Below are 15,227 nucleotides of genomic sequence, written 5' to 3' on the forward strand. Positions count from 1 at the left end.
GTCACTGACGGTATCCGCTCAGGAAGCGACCGATCCGGCTGATCGCGGCATCGAGATCATCGGCGTACGGGAGGGTCAGGATGCGGAAGTGGTCCGGGCTCGGCCAGTTGAAGCCGGTGCCCTGGACGACCTGGATCTTCTCGCGGAGCAGCAGGTCGAGGACGAACTTCTCGTCGTCCACGATCTTGTGCACCTTGGGGTCGATGCGCGGGAAGGCATACAGCGCGCCCTTGGGCTTCACGCAGCTGACACCGGGGATCTCGTTCAGCTTCTCCCACGCCTTGTCGCGCTGCTCCAGCAACCGCCCGCCGGGTGCGGTGAGTTCATGGATCGACTGGCGGCCGCCGAGCGCGGCCTGGATGGCGTACTGGGCGGGTGCGTTCGGGCACAGGCGCATGGAGGCGAGCATGTTCAGGCCCTCCAGGTAGTTGCGCGCGTGCTGCTGCGGGCCCGTGACCACCATCCAGCCGGAGCGGAACCCGGCCACGCGGTACGTCTTCGAGAGGCCGGAGAAGGTGAGGACGACGAGGTCCGGGGCGAGGGTCGCGGCGGTGTGGTGCACCGCGTCGTCGTAGAGGATCTGGTCGTAGATCTCGTCGGCGAAGACCATGAGGCCGTGGCGGCGGGCCAGGTCGAGGATGCCCTCGATGATTTCCTTCGGATACACCGCGCCCGTCGGGTTGTTCGGGTTGATGATGACGACCGCCTTCGTGCGGTCGGTGATCTTCGACTCCATGTCGGCGAGGTCCGGGTACCAGTCCGACTGCTCGTCGCAGAGATAGTGGACGGCCTTGCCGCCGGAGAGCGTGGTGACGGCGGTCCAGAGCGGGAAGTCCGGGGCGGGGATGAGGACTTCGTCGCCGTCCTCCAGGAGCGCCTGGATCGCCATCGAGACCAGTTCGGACACGCCGTTGCCGAGGAAGACGTCGTCCACTCCGACGTCGAGGCCGAGCGCCTGGTAGCGCTGGGCGACGGCGCGGCGCGCGGAGAGGATGCCGCGCGAGTCCGTGTAGCCGTGCGCCTGCGGGAGCATCCGGATCATGTCCTGGACGATCTCCTCCGGCGCCTCGAAGCCGAACAGCGCGGGGTTGCCGGTGTTCAGGCGCAGCACGCTGTGGCCCGCCTCTTCCAGCGCGTTGGCGTGCTCGATCACCGGGCCGCGGATCTCGTAACAGACCTCGCTCAGCTTGCTCGACTGCCGGAACTCCATGCGCTTGCCCTCCAGGCGGACCAGGTGCCACTGTGCTGAACCGTTGCTGCTTGGTTTTACCAAGTGGGTGCTTGGAAAGTCCAACAAGTTGCATAGACTGCGCGTCATGCCACGCCGAAGTTACGACCAGTACTGCGCCGCAGCCCGCGCCCTCGACGCCGTCGGGGACCGCTGGACCCTCCTGATCGTGCGCGAACTCCTCGCCGGGGCGCGCCGCTACACGGACCTGCACGCCGATCTGCCGGGTGTGAGTACGGACATGCTGGCCACGCGTCTGAAGGGCATGGAGCGGGACGGGATCGCCGTGCGCCGGCGGCTGCCCCCGCCCGCTTCTGTGTACGTGTACGAACTCACCCCGCGCGGACGCCAGTTGCTGCCCGTGTTGCAGGCGCTGGGGGAGTGGGGCGCGCCGGGTCTCGCCGAGCGGCGGCCCACGGACGCGGTGCGGGCGCACTGGCTGGCGCTTCCGTTGTCGCGGCAGTTGGAGGCGTTGGGGGAGTCGGGCGCGGTGGAGGTCCGGGTCGACGAGGGGGCGTTCCATGTCCGGCTGGGCGGGGAGCCCGTGTACGGGGAGGGGGCGTACCCGGACGGGGAGCCGGACGTGCGGCTGACCCTGGAGGCCGAGGTGTGCGACGAGGTCGCCCGAGGCGCGGTCGGTCTGGTCGAGGCGGTGCGCGGCGGGCGCGTCGCCGTGGTGGGCGAGGGCGCGCTGGCGAAGGCGCTGCGCGACGGGACTTCGTGACGGGGCTCCGTGACGAGGCTTCGTGACGAAACTTCGTGACGTGCCCCTCCCGGAGAGGCGGCACCTCCCCGGCGCGGCGGCACCTCCTGAAACCTCTCCTCATAGGCGTCCCGCGAGGAACGGCGGCAATGTCCGGACCGTCCCGAGGCGCGGCGTGACAAGAGTCGCAACATCATCCGCGGTCACAGGACGCGCCACTTTGTGAAGACCCCATGAACTCGGGCTCTACCGGTCGGTAACCCCTCTCATTCAGGCCAATTACCGCTCCGATCAAGCCGTGACATGCGTGTTAGCGTCCCGGTCGACCGGGGGGCCGATGTGAAGAGTGAGAGGGACCCGTAGCGAATATGGGGCACATGCACCACATGGCAGGAGGCTGGATCACTCCGGTCCTGTCGTACGTGATGGCGGTCGTGGGATCCGCGCTCGGCCTGCGCTGCACCGCGCGCGCCCAGGACGCCGGACAGCGGTCCAAGCGGAACTGGCTGCTCACCGCGTCCGTCGCGATCGGCGCCGGAATCTGGACGATGCACTTCATCGCGATGCTCGGCTACGCCGTCGACGGCACCGCGATCCGTTACGACATCCCCCTCACCCTGCTGAGCCTTCTCGTGGCGATCCTGGTGGTCGGCGCGGGCATGTTCGTCGCCGGGTACGGCAGGTCGCGCGCCCTCTCCGTCGTGCTCGGCGGTCTCGGCACCGGTCTTGGCGTCGCCGCGATGCACTACATCGGCATGTCGGCGGTGCGGCTCAACGGGTCCCTCTCCTACGACCCCGTGCTCGTGGCCGTCTCCGTGGTGATCGCCGTCGTCGCCGCGTCCGCCGCACTGTGGGCCGCGCTGTCCGTGCGCGGGCCCGTGGTCGCCGCCGTCGCCGCGCTCGTGATGGGCCTCGCGGTGAGCAGCATGCACTACACCGGAATGGCCGCCGTGAAGGTCAGTGTGCACGCGGGAACCGCGCCGCTGTCCGGCGCCACCGCGACCGCGTTCATCCTGCCGCTGGCCGTCGTGCTCGGCTCGTTCCTCTTCCTCACCTGCGCCTTCGTCGCGCTGTCGCCGACGGCGGACGAGCGCGCGCGGAGCGAGGCCGCGGCCCGTCCGCTGCACGAGGTCGAACTGCCCGCCACGTAGGCGCGCGTTCCCCACCCCCCCACCACACCACTCAGGTCCGGCCGAGGAGCTGTCCCCCCATGCCCGCGCGCTTTCCGCTGCCCGAACGGCTGCGCTCCAAATCGATCAGAGCCAAGGTCGTCACCCTGCTCACGGTCCCCGTCGTCTCCGTGATGGCGCTGTGGGGCCACGCCGCGGTGACCACGGCGTCCCAGATATCCGACAAGGAACAGCTGAAAGAGGTGAACTCGGCTCTCGTCACGCCGATTTCACGGTTCACCGGCGCGGTGCAGGACGAGCGCGCGGCCGCCATGAAGTACCGTGTGGCGCACGACGCCACCACGCGGCAGGACTTCACCGAGGCAACGGACCGTACGGACAAGGCTGTTGACGCCCTCAACGCGGGTCTGCGCTCCATCAGCACCGACCTCGCCGACCTCGACGCGTCGCTGCCCGACCGCATCCAGAAGCTGAAGTTCAGCGCCGACTCGCTGTCCGGACCGCGTCAGAAGGCGCAGGCGCGGGGCGGTGCGGAGGGCATCGGCGGATACGACACCGCGGTCCAGCGGGCCATGTCCGTACGGTCCGGACTCGCCGCGGCCGACAGCGACACCGCCCGTACGCTGCTCCAACTCGCCCGCGCGCGCGATGCGTTGAGCCGCCAGGACGCGCTGCTCGGTGCCGCGCACGCGGCCGGCGGGGAGATGACGGCCGGCCAGTACCGCGATTTCGTGGGCGACGTGGCGGTGCAGCGCAGCCTCACGGAGGCCGCGCTGCCCGACCTGTCGGGCCGCGACGCCACCGCGTTCCGTGCCGCGCTCGGCACCGCGGGCGCCAAGGACCTGAGCCATGTGCAGGACATGGTCCTCGCCGCGGGCGCGCGGAACGCCGTCGACGCGGTGCCCGCCGGGCGCTGGCAGTCGGATGCGCGGTCCACCCTGACCGCCCTGGACAAGGCCGGGTCGCGCGCGATCGACGAGGCCGCGGGCGCGGAGCCGTACTCCCTTTCCTCCCTGGGCAGTTCGGGCATCGCCGTGATCCTCGGTCTGCTCGGTGTGATCGTGTCGCTGCTGCTCTCCGTACGCATCGGGCGCGGCCTCGTCGCCGACCTCACGGGGCTGCGCAACACGGCGCTCGACATGGCGGCGAACCGGCTGCCCGCCTCCATGCGGCGCATCCACAACGGCGAGGACGTCGACCTCGACAAGGAGGCGCCGCTCGACGAGACGCCGCACAGCGACGAGGTCGGGCAGGTCGGCGCGGCCCTCACCACCGTGCAGCGCGCGGCGCTGCGGGCGGTCGCGGACCGGGCGGCGGTCCTCACGGGTGTCTCCGGTGTGTACGTGTCGCTGGCCCGGCGCAGCCAGGTGCTGCTGCACCGCCAGCTCGACCTCCTCGACGCGATGGAGCGTCGTACGGAGGACCCCACGGACCTCGAAGACCTGTTCCGCATCGACCACTTGACGACGCGCATGCGGCGGCATGCCGAGTCGCTGCTGATCCTCTCCGGTTCGGCTCCTGGGCGTGCCTGGCGCAACCCGGTGCCGCTGATCGACGCGATCCGGGCGGGACTCGCGGAGACGCCCGACTTCGACCGGGTCCAGCTCCAGGACATCCCCGACCTTCTCCTCGCGGGCTCGGCCGTCGCCGACGTGGTCCATCTCGTCGCCGAACTCGCCGAGAACGCCTCGGCGTTCTCGCCGCCGCACACTCCCGTGGTGGTGCGCGGTGAGCCGGTCGGCGCGGGTGCCTGCCTGGAGATCGAGGATCGTGGCCTCGGTATGAGTGACGAGGCGCTCGCCGACGCCAACGCGCGTATCAACGCCACCGACATCGACCTGCTCGACTCCCGCAAGCTCGGGCTCTTCGTGGTCAACCGGCTCTCGGAGCGGCAGCACCTGGACGTCACGCTGCGGCGCTCCATCTACGGCGGCATCACCGCGGTCGTCTTCATCCCGCAGAACCTTCTGGAGGCGTCGCATCCGGGGCTGCGCCCGGTCCCGACGCCACCGGCGGCCCCCCTCCCACAACGCACCGCGACCCCACCGGCCGACCGTCCTACGCCCCGGGGCTCCGCCCCGGACCCCGCGGGCTCTCGTCCTCAGAGCGGGCTGGATGTGCCCACCCGCCGTCGGCAAACGGAGGGGCTTGAAATGCGGAACCATGCCGGGCCTGAAGCGCCGCAGCAGCCCACCCGCCTTGGGCAATCTGCCGCCTTGGGCGGCAGGGTGGGCAAGGCGGCACCCCGGCGCGGCGCGCCCCTCACGGGAGGCGCCGACCCCGGCCCGGCGGAGCCCCCGGTGCAGCGCACCCACAGTCAGGACGCCGACCCCGGCCCGGCGGAGCCCCCGGTGCAGCGCACCTACAGCCAGGACGCCGACCCCGGCCCGGCCGAGACCCCGGTGCCGCACGCGCACACCCCGGACACCGGCCCGGACGGGCTTCCGCGGCGCGTCCGGCAGGCCAGCATCAGCCCCGAGCTGCGGGACAGCGCGCCCGCGCAGGGGGACGGGACCGCCCGTTCGCCGGAGGCCGCCCGCGCCACCATGACGTCGCTGAGCTCGGGCCGCAGACGCGCCCGCGCCGCACGCGAGGAAGGCGGCCCGGCCGCCCCGAACGACGGAGGTCCCCGATGAACACGACGCCCCCGACGTACAACGTCACAGGCCTGGGGGACACCGGCGGCGCCATGGCCATCGACTGGCTCCTCGACGAGCTGGCCGCCCGCGTCTCCGAGGTCCGCTACGTGGTCATGCTCTCCGGCGACGGCCTCTGCGTCGGCGCCTCCACCGGCCTCGGCCGCGACGAGTCCGAACGCTTCTGCGCGATCGCCTCCGGCTTCCACTCCCTCGCCAAGGGCGCGGGCCGCCACTTCGACGCGGGCGGCGTCGTCCAGACGATGGTCGAACTCGAGGGCGGCTTCCTGTTCGTGGTCGCCGCGGGCGAGGGCTCCTGCCTCGCCGTGTTCACCGACGGACACGCCGACATCGGCCTCGTCGCGTACGAGATGGCGCTGCTCGTGGACCGCGTGCGCGAACACCTCGGCGTACCGACCCGCTCGGACGGCGATGCCCCGTGACGACGCCGCCCCCACCACCCGGCCGCCGCCCCGACCGCACGGACGACGCCTGGTCCGACCGCTACGACGAGGACGCGGGGCCCCTGGTCCGGCTCTACGCCATGACCTCGGGCCGCGCCCGCACCGGCAACGGGGCGGAACGCATGGACCTCATGGCCATCGTCCGCCCCACCCACACCAGGCCGAACGGTCCGCTGCCGCCCGAACAGCGCGAGCTGCTCGCCCTGTGCCTGCGCGGCCCGCGCCCCCTCGTCGACCTGGCCTCCGACTCCGGCCTCCCGCTGGGCGTCGTCCGCGTCCTGCTCGGCGACCTGACGGCGAAGTCCCTCGTCACCGTCGCGCCGCCACAGGCCCCGGCGACCGACTCCGCCACGGGTGAACCCGCCGGCTACGCCCGCCCAGACGCCCACCTCCTCCGAGAAGTGATCAATGGCCTTCGCGCACTCTGACCCGATGACCACACCCGCCCGCACCGACTTCACGGCCCTGAAGGTGCTGATCGCGGGTGGCTTCGGCGTCGGCAAGACCACGATGGTGGAGTCGGTCAGCGAGATCCGCCCGCTGCGCACCGAGGAGGAGCTCACGGTCGCCTCGCGCGGCGTGGACCACCTCGACGGCGTCACCACCAAGTCGACGACGACCGTGGCCATGGACTTCGGCCGCATCACCCTGCGCGAGGACCTCGCGCTGTATCTGTTCGGCACGCCCGGCCAGGACCGGTTCTGGTTCCTGTGGGACGAGTTGGCGACGGGCTGCCTCGGCGCGGTCGTCCTCGCGGACACCCGCCGGCTCGCCGACTGCTTCCCGGCGGTCGACTACTTCGAGAGCCGCGGCATCCCGTTCATCGTCGCGGTGAACTGCTTCGACGGCGTACGTTCCCACTCCTCGGAAGCGGTCTCCCGCGCGCTCGACCTCGGCCCGGAGACCCCGGTGATGCTGTGCGACGCCCGGGACAGGGAGTCCGGCAAGGAGACGCTGATCTCGCTCCTCGAGCAGGTGCTGCGCCGGGACGCGTGACCGCCCGTATGAGCCTGACCTGGTGCCCAGGCTCAGAGAAATCACCGCGACCCGTTGTGTGAACCCGCGGCCGTCCGGGCCGGCGGGCGGGGCGAGGTCACGCAGGGACGTGGAGCGGGGGGTGTTCGAGGACGCGGGGCTTGTAGTCGACCAGCTGGATGCGGCCGTCGAAGGTGCGGTGGTCGAGCATGTCGAGGGCGACGTCCGGATAGCCGTCGTAGATGCGTTCTTCACCCGTGGCCCCGGTGATCACCGGGAACATCACGACCCGGAAGCGGTCGACGAGTCCGGCTCGTAGCAGGGAACGGCACAGGCTGAGGCTGCCGATCGTGCTGAGGAGCCCCGTGCCACTCGACTTCATGGCGCGGACCGCCTCGACGGCATCGTCACGCACGAGCGTGGAGTTGGCCCACTTCAGTGGATCCTTGAGTGAGGAGGAGAACACCACCTTGGACGCTTGCGTGAGCTCGTCGACGGACTCCTCTTCCTCGGGCCTGAACTCGTCCTGGCCACTCGGGACCTCGCCTGCGGCGAAGCCCGACATCAGGCGGTAGGTGTTCGCTCCCATCAGGTAGGTGACCTCGGGCTGCTTACCCAGCCAAGCGAGGTACTCCGGGCCCTCGAGGCCCCAGAACCCGGGCCACCCCTCTCCCGATGCATAGCCGTCGAGGGAGGTGATGAAGTCGACGAGAAGCTCTGACATGACGGTTCCCTTCCTGAGGTGTCATGAGTTTGGACCGGCCGCGAGCCACAAACTCATCGTGTTGGCGGTTGATCGTGAGGCACGCCTTGAAGCCGGCGAAGAAGTCGCCCCCTGGGCCGCTCCCGCAGTCGGTCGGCTCGCGGGCGGGACGGGCGGGCGACGGCCGCTCCGAGAACGGGGGGCGGGGCACGGAGACCTGCCACCGTCAGGTCGTCCGGTCAAGCCGCAGCGCGGGCCAGGGCCGGCAGCGGGACGCCTGGATCTCCCAGCCGGCCGGTGTCCGTCGGCCGGGCGGCGGCGACCAGGGCCCGCAGGTGTTCTGCCGCGCCCCAGTTGTCCAGCGTCATCGCGGCGACCGGGGTCCCGCCGTCCAGCCAGAAGGCCGTAAAGCCCGGGGCGTCCGGGTCCCCTCGGGTGATGACGCGGTCCCAGTGGAGGGGGCGGCCGACGTATTCGAGGGTCGAGTCGTACTGGGTGGAGAAGAAGTACGGCACCATGTCGACGATCTTCGGTACGCCGGTGAGGGTGGCCGCGGCGGCGGTGCCGTGGACGATGGCGTTGTCCCAGTGGTCGACCCGGATCGGGTTGAGGTGGCGTGGGTGCCACTGGCGAGCGACGTCGCCGGTGGCCAGCGCGGCGGGGTGCGAGGTGCGCAGGTCTGGGCCGACCAGGATGCCCGCGTCCGTCTTCAGGCCTGCCCGCTCGGCGAGTTCGGTGTTGGGGATCGCGCCGACGCCGACGATGACGAGGTCGGCGGGGATGATCTTGCCCGTGGTGGTGCGGACGGCCTCCACCCTGCCGGTGCCGAGGAACTTCTCCACGCCGTCCCCGGTGCGCAGGTTCACGCCGTGGTCGCGGTGGCGCTGAGCGAAGAAGCCGCCGATCTCGGGGCCGAGCACGGTGTAGAGCGGGGTGGGCAGCGGTTCGATGACAGTGGTGGTCAGGCCCAGGGTGCGGGCGGCCGAGGCGAGTTCGAGGCCGATCCAACCGGCGCCGACGATCACCACGCTGCCGGCGGAGCCGAGCGCTTCGCGCAGCCGGTCGCTGTCGTCGCGGTTGCGCAGATAGTGGATGCCGGCCAGGCCACGGCCTGCCACGTCCAGCCGGCGCGCCCGCGCCCCGGTGGCGAGGACGACCTGGTCGAAGGCGATCTCGGTGCCGGCGTCGGTGCGAACGCGACGGGCCGCGAGGTCGAGGTCGGTGGCGCGTTCGCACCTGAGCAGGCTGATGTCGTTCGCGGCGTAGAAGTCGGCCGGGTGGACATCGAGACCGGCCGCGTCGACGGTGCCGAGGAGATAGCCCTTGGACAGTCCCGGGCGCTCGTACGGCAGGTGGGGCTCGTCGCCGATCAATGTCAGCGGGCCCTCGTAGCCGTGGGTCAGGCGCAGCGCCTCGACGGTCTTGGCGGCGGCGAGGCCGGCGCCGACGATGGCGATTCCATTGTTGGTGGGCATGCGTGGTGATCCGTTCGTCGTCGGTTCGGACGGGGGGAAGCGGAATGGAGGTCAGGCGATCTCGAGGTTCGCCATCATTCCCATGTCCTCGTGTTCGGCGTTGTGGCAGTGGAAGAGATAGCGCCCCCGGTAGCCGTCGAAGCGGGTGATGATCTCCGCTGACTCGCCGGGCCGCAGCGAGACCGTGTCCTTCAGCCCGGCGTCCTGGGGCAGCGGTGGGCCGCCGCCGCGTGAGAGCACCCGGAAGCCCACCAGGTGCAGGTGGATGGGGTGGTGGACGTCGGCGACCAGCCGCCACACCTCGACACTGCCGAGCCGGGTGGACACGTCCGTACGCACCGGATCGAAGGCTCGGCCGCCGATCAGCCAGCCGCGGCCGTGCTGCATGTGCCCGGCGCGGAAGGCGAATTCGCGGACCGCGGTCGCTTGCGAGCGGTGCCGGCCTGGCAGGTCGTCCGCGAGCCGGTCGGGTACCCGGCCGCCGTTCCGCTCGCCGCCCCTGGCCTTCCGTGCGATGCGGAAGGCCATCACCTCGCGGGTGCGCCCGCTGCCCAGCCGGTTGCGCAGCCGCACCCTGCTGCCGGGCTTCAGGCCGCGGAAGTCGACGACGACGTCGTATCGTTCCGCCGGCGCCATCGGCACCCGGGTGTGGGTGACGGGGGCGGCCAGCAGGCCTTGGTCGGAGCCGATCTGCACCAGGTCGAGGCGGCTGCCGTCGTCGGTGACGGCCTCGAGGTCGTAGTGGCGGGCGTTGGAGCCGTTGAGCAGCCGCAGCCGGTAGCGGGCGGCGTCCGCTTCGTGCACCGGCCAGGGGGCACCGTTGACCAGGATGACGTCCCCGAGCACTCCGGCCGCGTACGGGCCCTGCACGCCGGGGCGTTCGCGCAGGGCCGGGTCGAGGGCCGGGTAGCGCAGCGATCCGTCCGCCTCGAAGGAGCGGTCGCAGATCAGCAGTGGCAGTTCGTACTCACCGCGCGGGAGGTCCAGGGCGTCCTCGACGTCGTCGCGGATGATGTGAAGCCCGGCGAGACCGCGCCAGATCGCCGGGGCGGTGAAGTCCATGCGGTGGTCGTGGTACCAGAGCATCGCGGCACGCTGGTCGTTGGGAAAGGTGTAGTCACGGGTGACGCGGCTGGTGACGGCGCGAGGATCGGCCATCTGGTGGCTGCCCGCGCCGTGGCCCCCGCCGTGATGATGCTCCGGGTCCGGCCAGCCGTCCGGGAGGATCAGGTCGGTGGGATAGCCGTCGGAGTCCGCCGGTGTGCGGCCGCCGTGCAAGTGCACCGCGGTCGGCACCGGCAGCTCGTTGCGGTGCCGCACCCGGACCGTACGGCGGCGGCGGGACTCGACCGTCGGGCCGGGAAAGGTCCCGTTGTATGTCCACAGCCCGGTCCGGGTCCCGGGCAGGATCTCCGCGGTCGTCTCGCGCTGGGTGATCTCGTACCGGTCGGCGCCCTTCCCGGTCGCCGCCGGGGTCAGCACCTTCGGGATCGGCAGCGGCACGGTGTACGGCTCGGGCAGCGGCGCCGCGCTGCGCAGCATTCCGCCGGTCAGTGCCGGGCGGTTGGCGAGCGCGCCCGAGAGGCCGAGTCCGCCGCCTGCCAGCAGCCCCAGGGCCCCGCCGACCGCGAGGATCCGGCGGCGCGAGGGCGCGGCTCGTACGCCCGTCTGCCTACGCATCGGAGCCACCCCGCCCCCTGCCGCGCAGCGGCCGCGTCCACGCCACGGTGAAGAGCACCGCCAGCCCGGCGATCAACGACACCCCGAGCGGAAGGTGCAGCCACAGCGCCCCGTCCATGCCCGCGACGTACTGCACCGACTCGGCCGCCACCAGCAGCAGCGACGTCAGCGCCGGCCACCACACGCGCTGCCGCACGGAGTAGGTGACGCCCACGATGGCCTGGGCGAGACCCAGGAAAGATGCCGCATCGGCACCGAGGGCATGGAGGCCGAGCCCGCCGATGTCCCCGGAGAGATACACGCCGGCGAACACCGGCTGGCCGAAGACCACGACGGTGTGCAGTGTCACCGCCGCCCGGAACATCCCGCCGGTGACGCCGGTGACGCCGGTGACGCCGGTGACGCCGGTGACGCCGGTGCTCGGGGCCTCGCGCCCCGCTGTGGCCGACGGAGCTTCATCAGTGCTGGTCATGCCTCCACGGTCATGCTTGCAGAGATATGCCGTCAAAGATCAATATTGCTAATCTGTTATGCCCTGGGTGCTATGGGCCCAGGTGGGAAGGGGACGTCATGGACCTGCACGCACTGCGCCAATTCCTGGTGATCGCCCGCCTGGAGCACCTCAGCCGGGCCGCGGAACAACTCCGCGTCGCCCAGCCGTCGTTGAGCCGCACCATCGCCCGCCTCGAAGCGGAGCTCGGCGCCCCGCTCTTCGACCGCGGAGGGCGGCTGCGCCTCAACGAGTCCGGCCGCCTCTTCCGCGACCACGTCGAACGGGCCCTCGGTGAGCTGGAGGAGGGGCGGCGCGCGGTGGCCGAGGCCGCCCGCGAGGGGATCGGCGGAGTGCGGTTGGCCTCGGAGACGTTCCTGACCGTGACCGGTCCGCTGGGGGCGTACAAGCAGGCCCACCCGGGCATCGATGTGCAGCTGCACCAGATGGCGGCCGCGGAGATGCACCGCGCGCTGCACGCCCGAGAGGTCGATCTGTGCGTGGCCTCGCAGCCGATCTCCGGTGACGGCCTGGACAGCGTCCGCCTGCACGACGAGCCGGTGTGGCTGGCCGCCCCGCCCGACCACCCCCTCGCTGCCCGGTCCTCGGTCGCGGTCGAGGAACTGCGCGACGAGCCCTTCGTCATCGCCCGACCGGGCCACTGGCAACGCCACCTGCTCGACCACCTCTTCGCCGCGGCCAACCTCACCCCGCGCATCGTCTGCGAAGGCGATGAGCCGGCCGCCACGGCGGCCCTGGTCGGCGCCGGGGTGGGCTTCACCCTGATCCCTGCCATGGCCCGTACCGCCGACACGGTCAGCCCGGTCGCCTGGATCGCCGTCGACGCCCCGTCCTGCCGCCGCACCCTCACCCTGCACAGCAGGTCGGGAAGCCGCCTGTCCACGGCGGCGCGACTGATGCACACCACCCTCGTGACGTGGCCGTGGAGCACCACGGCCGAGCGTCAGCCGCTTTGAGGCCGGGGCGGGGGGCTCGGGCGCTCCTCGCCGGCGATCACCCTCGGTTTATGCTCGCTTCATGCCGGAGGCCGGAAGCAAGGGGCGAACGGCCATGGACGGACTGCTGGGGAAGAACCTTGGACTGCAAGGCCGGCGGAGGGGTGAGGTGAGGAAATGCTGAGAGAAATCACCGCGACCCGTTATGTGAACCCGCTGCGCACCGGCGGCTCCGTACCCGGTGTCGTCGAGGCGGACGACCTGGGCACGTACGTGGTCAAGTTCACCGGGTCCGCGCAGGGCGTGAAGGCGCTCGTCGCGGAGATCGTCGTGGGCGAGCTTGCGCGCGCGTTCGGGCTGCGTTTCCCGGAGTTGGTGCTCGCGCACTTCGACCCGGCGCTCGGCGCGGACGAGCCGCACCAGGAGGTCAAGGAGCTGCTCGACGCCAGCGCGGGGCTCAATCTCGGCATGGACTTCCTGCCGGGCGCGGTCGACTTCACGCCGGAGATCGCGGAGACGTTTCCCGTCGACCCGCTGGAGGCGGGCCGCATCGTCTGGCTCGACGCGCTCACCGTCAACGTGGACCGTACGGTGCACAGTTCGAACCTCATGGTCTGGCCCGCCCTCGGCATCGCCGAACCGAAGCTGTGGCTCATCGACCACGGCGCGGCGCTCGTCTTCCACCACCGCTGGGACGGCGCGGACCCGGCGAAGGCGTACGACTTCCGGCATCACGCGCTCGGTGGGTACGGGCCGGACACGCGCGGCGCCGACGCGGAACTGGCGCCGAAGGTGACGGAGGAGCTGCTGCGGGAGATCCTCTCCCTCGTCCCGGACGCGTGGCTCACGGACTTCGCCACACCGGACGAGGCACGCGACGCCTACGTCACCTACCTCCTCGCCCGCGCCCGCTCCTCCGCCTCCTGGCTGCCCACGGACTTCCCGTCCCGCGACGAACTGGCGGCGGCCGACGCGAAGCGCGCGGCGGCGACGGAGCGCGGCCGCCCCGCGTGGCTGAAGCGCGTCCCGGACCTCCACGGAAAGCCCCCGGCAGAACAGGACTGGTCCCGCCACGTGGGCTGACGCCCGTACTGCGACATCGCGAAGCGCAGCCCCCGACGGGCCCCACTTGCAACCGAGGGGTTGCATCCCGGCTCGGCAAGTGCAACCCTTGGGTTGCAGGCAACGTAGCTAGGAGGACCCCATGTCCGACGCACACGCCACCCACACCGCCGACGACCTCGCGGAGCTCGACCGCATCGCCCGCCGGATCGACATCGACGCCCCCGCCGAGCGGGTCTGGGAACTGGTCGTACGCCCCGGCTGGTACGTCAACGACGGCACCGTGGAGGCCGAGCCCGACATCCGGTACGAGGGGGATGTGGCCGTCGTGCGGCACGCCTCGCTGGGTGAGTTCCGGTTCAGGACCGTCGAGCTCGACAAGCCGCGCTACGCCGCGTTCCGCTGGATCGGGACCCCGCACCGCGGCGAGACGACCGGCTCGACCCTCGTCGAGTTCTGGATCGACGAACGCGCGGAGGGCGGGGTGACGCTGCGCGTCGTCGAAAGCGGATTCTCCGGTCTCGCCGACGACCCGGCCGTATGGCTGAAGGAGCGCGAGGGCAACGACAAGGGCTGGCTCGCCGAACTCGCCGCGGCGAAGGAGTTCGTCGAGGCCGGGGCGTGACCGCCGCGCCGCCCGCCGTGTGTGCCGCGCTCGGCGACGCGACCCGCTGGGAGATCCTCACCCGGCTCGGGCAGGGGCCGATGTCGGCGTCCGCGCTGGCCCGCGAGCTGCCGGTGAGCCGGCAGGCGATCGTCAAGCACCTGGAGGTGCTGCGCGAGGTCGGGCTCGTCGAGTCCGAGCAGCGCGGCCGCGAGGTGGTCCACATCGCCGTCGGCGCCCGGCTCGGCGCGCTCGCCCGGGAGCTCGACCGAATAGGCCGTTCCTGGGAGACCCGCCTGCTGCGCATCAAGGAACTGGCCGAAGGGCCGGACGGACGAGGGGAGAAGGAGCCATGACCGACCACGCCCCGGCGCTGCCGCCGGTGACCGACCGGGCCGCATTCGAGGCCGGGATCGACAAGCTGCGGCTGCGCGAGAAGGCCCACACCCGCGAGGGCGACGCGATCGCCGCCGCCCGGCGGCGGCTTCCCATGGTCGAGGTGGACGGCGGCCTCGAACTGACCGGGCCCGACGGGCCGATCACGCTGCTCGACGCCTTCGAGGGCCGCCGACAGCTCCTCGCGTACTACTTCATGTGGCACGACGGCCACCCGGCCGCCGAGCAGTGCGAGGGCTGCACCTGGTGCGCGAGCCAGGTCAGGGAGCTGTCGTATCTGCACTCGCGCGACATCACGTACGCGGTCCTGTGCCAGGGTCCGTACGAGGAGAGCAGGCGCTACCGGGACTTCATGGGCTGGGACATGCCCTGGTACTCGGCGGTCCCGTCCCTGGAGCAGCTGCTGGTTGGCAGGCACGTCGGCATGATGCACCTGGTGAGCTATCTGCGGGACGGCGACCGCGTCTTCGAGACGTGGTGGACCACGCTGCGCGGCGTGGAACAGGTGGACAACAGCTACCGGCTGATGGACCTCACGGCCTACGGGCGCCAGGAGCTGTGGGAGGACTCCCCGGAGGGCTGGCCGCAGGGCCAGGGCGAACCGGCCGAGGACATCCGGCTGCGCGCCGACGGCCGGCCGATCCCGCACTGGCCGCGCCTCGCGGCGGGCCACTCCGACGACCTGGGCTGAGGACGCGAAAGGGCCCGGCGCCACTCCGGCGCCG

At 71.6% G+C, this 15,227-nt stretch carries 16 protein-coding genes; 11 read left to right on the top strand and 5 right to left on the bottom strand.

What is annotated here, in order from left to right; all coding sequences use genetic code 11:
- Position 1: 1 nt before the first annotated feature.
- Positions 2-1,210 (bottom strand): pyridoxal phosphate-dependent aminotransferase, encoded by a 1,209-nt coding sequence (locus OG746_RS16095; protein ID WP_266715287.1) that lies wholly within the window; start codon positions 1,208-1,210, stop codon positions 2-4.
- Between the two features lie 106 nt (positions 1,211-1,316).
- Here OG746_RS16095 and OG746_RS16100 point away from each other — a divergent pair, with 106 nt between their 5' ends.
- The 6 genes from OG746_RS16100 (at position 1,317) to OG746_RS16125 (ending at position 7,157) form a co-directional block, all read left to right on the top strand.
- Positions 1,317-1,952 carry a winged helix-turn-helix transcriptional regulator gene (locus OG746_RS16100; protein ID WP_266715288.1) on the top strand — a complete coding sequence of 212 codons (636 nt, stop codon included), beginning with the start codon at positions 1,317-1,319 and terminating at the stop codon, positions 1,950-1,952.
- A 347-nt stretch (positions 1,953-2,299) separates the two neighbouring features.
- Positions 2,300-3,082 carry an MHYT domain-containing protein gene (locus tag OG746_RS16105; protein ID WP_266715289.1) on the top strand — a complete coding sequence of 261 codons (783 nt, stop codon included), beginning with the start codon at positions 2,300-2,302 and terminating at the stop codon, positions 3,080-3,082.
- A 59-nt stretch (positions 3,083-3,141) separates the two neighbouring features.
- Positions 3,142-5,697, top strand: a complete 2,556-nt coding sequence (locus OG746_RS16110; RefSeq protein ID WP_266715290.1) for a sensor histidine kinase — start codon at positions 3,142-3,144, stop codon at positions 5,695-5,697.
- Positions 5,698-5,750: 53 nt separating this feature from the next.
- Entirely contained in the window at positions 5,751-6,140 is a 390-nt protein-coding gene (locus tag OG746_RS16115; RefSeq protein ID WP_266718993.1) for a roadblock/LC7 domain-containing protein, read from the top strand.
- Positions 6,137-6,589: a DUF742 domain-containing protein gene (locus tag OG746_RS16120; RefSeq protein ID WP_266715291.1), complete on the top strand. Its 453-nt coding sequence runs from the start codon at positions 6,137-6,139 to the stop codon at positions 6,587-6,589. The genes OG746_RS16115 and OG746_RS16120 overlap by 4 nt, the downstream gene beginning before the upstream one ends.
- Positions 6,570-7,157, top strand: coding sequence for a GTP-binding protein (locus OG746_RS16125; protein WP_403720000.1), 588 nt, complete (start codon positions 6,570-6,572; stop codon positions 7,155-7,157). Before OG746_RS16120 ends, OG746_RS16125 begins: the two co-directional genes overlap by 20 nt.
- Before the next feature lie 97 nt (positions 7,158-7,254).
- On the opposite strand, the gene OG746_RS16130 is transcribed toward OG746_RS16125, so the two are convergent.
- From OG746_RS16130 to OG746_RS16145, 4 genes are all read right to left on the bottom strand, one after another.
- The gene (locus OG746_RS16130; protein ID WP_266715293.1) at positions 7,255-7,860 is read right to left on the bottom strand and encodes a dihydrofolate reductase family protein; all 606 of its coding nucleotides are present in this window, start codon (positions 7,858-7,860) and stop codon (positions 7,255-7,257) included.
- Positions 7,861-8,078: 218 nt separating this feature from the next.
- Complete coding sequence (locus OG746_RS16135; protein WP_266715294.1) at positions 8,079-9,314, bottom strand: NAD(P)/FAD-dependent oxidoreductase; 1,236 nt, start codon at positions 9,312-9,314, stop codon at positions 8,079-8,081.
- Between the two features lie 51 nt (positions 9,315-9,365).
- Positions 9,366-10,994 carry a multicopper oxidase family protein gene (locus tag OG746_RS16140; RefSeq protein WP_266715295.1) on the bottom strand — a complete coding sequence of 543 codons (1,629 nt, stop codon included), beginning with the start codon at positions 10,992-10,994 and terminating at the stop codon, positions 9,366-9,368.
- A complete protein-coding gene (locus tag OG746_RS16145; RefSeq protein ID WP_266715296.1) occupies positions 10,987-11,466 on the bottom strand; it encodes a hypothetical protein in 480 nt (159 codons plus the stop codon). Before OG746_RS16145 ends, OG746_RS16140 begins: the two co-directional genes overlap by 8 nt.
- A 98-nt stretch (positions 11,467-11,564) precedes the next feature.
- Between OG746_RS16145 and OG746_RS16150 the strand changes: the two genes are divergently transcribed.
- From OG746_RS16150 to OG746_RS16170, 5 genes are all read left to right on the top strand, one after another.
- Complete coding sequence (locus OG746_RS16150) at positions 11,565-12,461, top strand: LysR family transcriptional regulator (protein ID WP_266715297.1); 897 nt, start codon at positions 11,565-11,567, stop codon at positions 12,459-12,461.
- Between the two features lie 156 nt (positions 12,462-12,617).
- Positions 12,618-13,523 carry a HipA family kinase gene (locus OG746_RS16155; protein ID WP_266715298.1) on the top strand — a complete coding sequence of 302 codons (906 nt, stop codon included), beginning with the start codon at positions 12,618-12,620 and terminating at the stop codon, positions 13,521-13,523.
- A 121-nt stretch (positions 13,524-13,644) separates the two neighbouring features.
- Positions 13,645-14,127 (top strand): SRPBCC family protein, encoded by a 483-nt coding sequence (locus tag OG746_RS16160; protein ID WP_266715299.1) that lies wholly within the window; start codon positions 13,645-13,647, stop codon positions 14,125-14,127.
- Positions 14,124-14,462, top strand: a complete 339-nt coding sequence (locus OG746_RS16165; protein WP_266715300.1) for an ArsR/SmtB family transcription factor — start codon at positions 14,124-14,126, stop codon at positions 14,460-14,462. Before OG746_RS16160 ends, OG746_RS16165 begins: the two co-directional genes overlap by 4 nt.
- Positions 14,459-15,193, top strand: a complete 735-nt coding sequence (locus tag OG746_RS16170) for a DUF899 family protein (RefSeq protein ID WP_266715301.1) — start codon at positions 14,459-14,461, stop codon at positions 15,191-15,193. The genes OG746_RS16165 and OG746_RS16170 overlap by 4 nt, the downstream gene beginning before the upstream one ends.
- The last annotated feature ends 34 nt before the right edge of the window (positions 15,194-15,227 follow it).

Origin of the sequence: Streptomyces sp. NBC_01016, from assembly GCF_026341035.1 — a bacterium.
Lineage (GTDB): Bacteria > Actinomycetota > Actinomycetes > Streptomycetales > Streptomycetaceae > Streptomyces.

What these genes read in the sequence shown, in the direction of transcription:
- OG746_RS16095 (WP_266715287.1), bottom strand. Translation starts at nt 1,210, where the DNA reads ATGGAGTTCCGGCAGTCGAGCAAGCTGAGCGAGGTCTGTTACGAGATC.
- OG746_RS16100 (WP_266715288.1), top strand. Translation starts at nt 1,317, where the DNA reads ATGCCACGCCGAAGTTACGACCAGTACTGCGCCGCAGCCCGCGCCCTC.
- OG746_RS16105 (WP_266715289.1), top strand. Translation starts at nt 2,300, where the DNA reads ATGGGGCACATGCACCACATGGCAGGAGGCTGGATCACTCCGGTCCTG.
- OG746_RS16110 (WP_266715290.1), top strand. Translation starts at nt 3,142, where the DNA reads ATGCCCGCGCGCTTTCCGCTGCCCGAACGGCTGCGCTCCAAATCGATC.
- OG746_RS16115 (WP_266718993.1), top strand. Translation starts at nt 5,751, where the DNA reads ATGGCCATCGACTGGCTCCTCGACGAGCTGGCCGCCCGCGTCTCCGAG.
- OG746_RS16125 (WP_403720000.1), top strand. Translation starts at nt 6,570, where the DNA reads ATGGCCTTCGCGCACTCTGACCCGATGACCACACCCGCCCGCACCGAC.
- OG746_RS16130 (WP_266715293.1), bottom strand. Translation starts at nt 7,860, where the DNA reads ATGTCAGAGCTTCTCGTCGACTTCATCACCTCCCTCGACGGCTATGCA.
- OG746_RS16135 (WP_266715294.1), bottom strand. Translation starts at nt 9,314, where the DNA reads ATGCCCACCAACAATGGAATCGCCATCGTCGGCGCCGGCCTCGCCGCC.
- OG746_RS16140 (WP_266715295.1), bottom strand. Translation starts at nt 10,994, where the DNA reads ATGCGTAGGCAGACGGGCGTACGAGCCGCGCCCTCGCGCCGCCGGATC.
- OG746_RS16145 (WP_266715296.1), bottom strand. Translation starts at nt 11,466, where the DNA reads ATGACCAGCACTGATGAAGCTCCGTCGGCCACAGCGGGGCGCGAGGCC.
- OG746_RS16150 (WP_266715297.1), top strand. Translation starts at nt 11,565, where the DNA reads ATGGACCTGCACGCACTGCGCCAATTCCTGGTGATCGCCCGCCTGGAG.
- OG746_RS16155 (WP_266715298.1), top strand. Translation starts at nt 12,618, where the DNA reads ATGCTGAGAGAAATCACCGCGACCCGTTATGTGAACCCGCTGCGCACC.
- OG746_RS16160 (WP_266715299.1), top strand. Translation starts at nt 13,645, where the DNA reads ATGTCCGACGCACACGCCACCCACACCGCCGACGACCTCGCGGAGCTC.
- OG746_RS16170 (WP_266715301.1), top strand. Translation starts at nt 14,459, where the DNA reads ATGACCGACCACGCCCCGGCGCTGCCGCCGGTGACCGACCGGGCCGCA.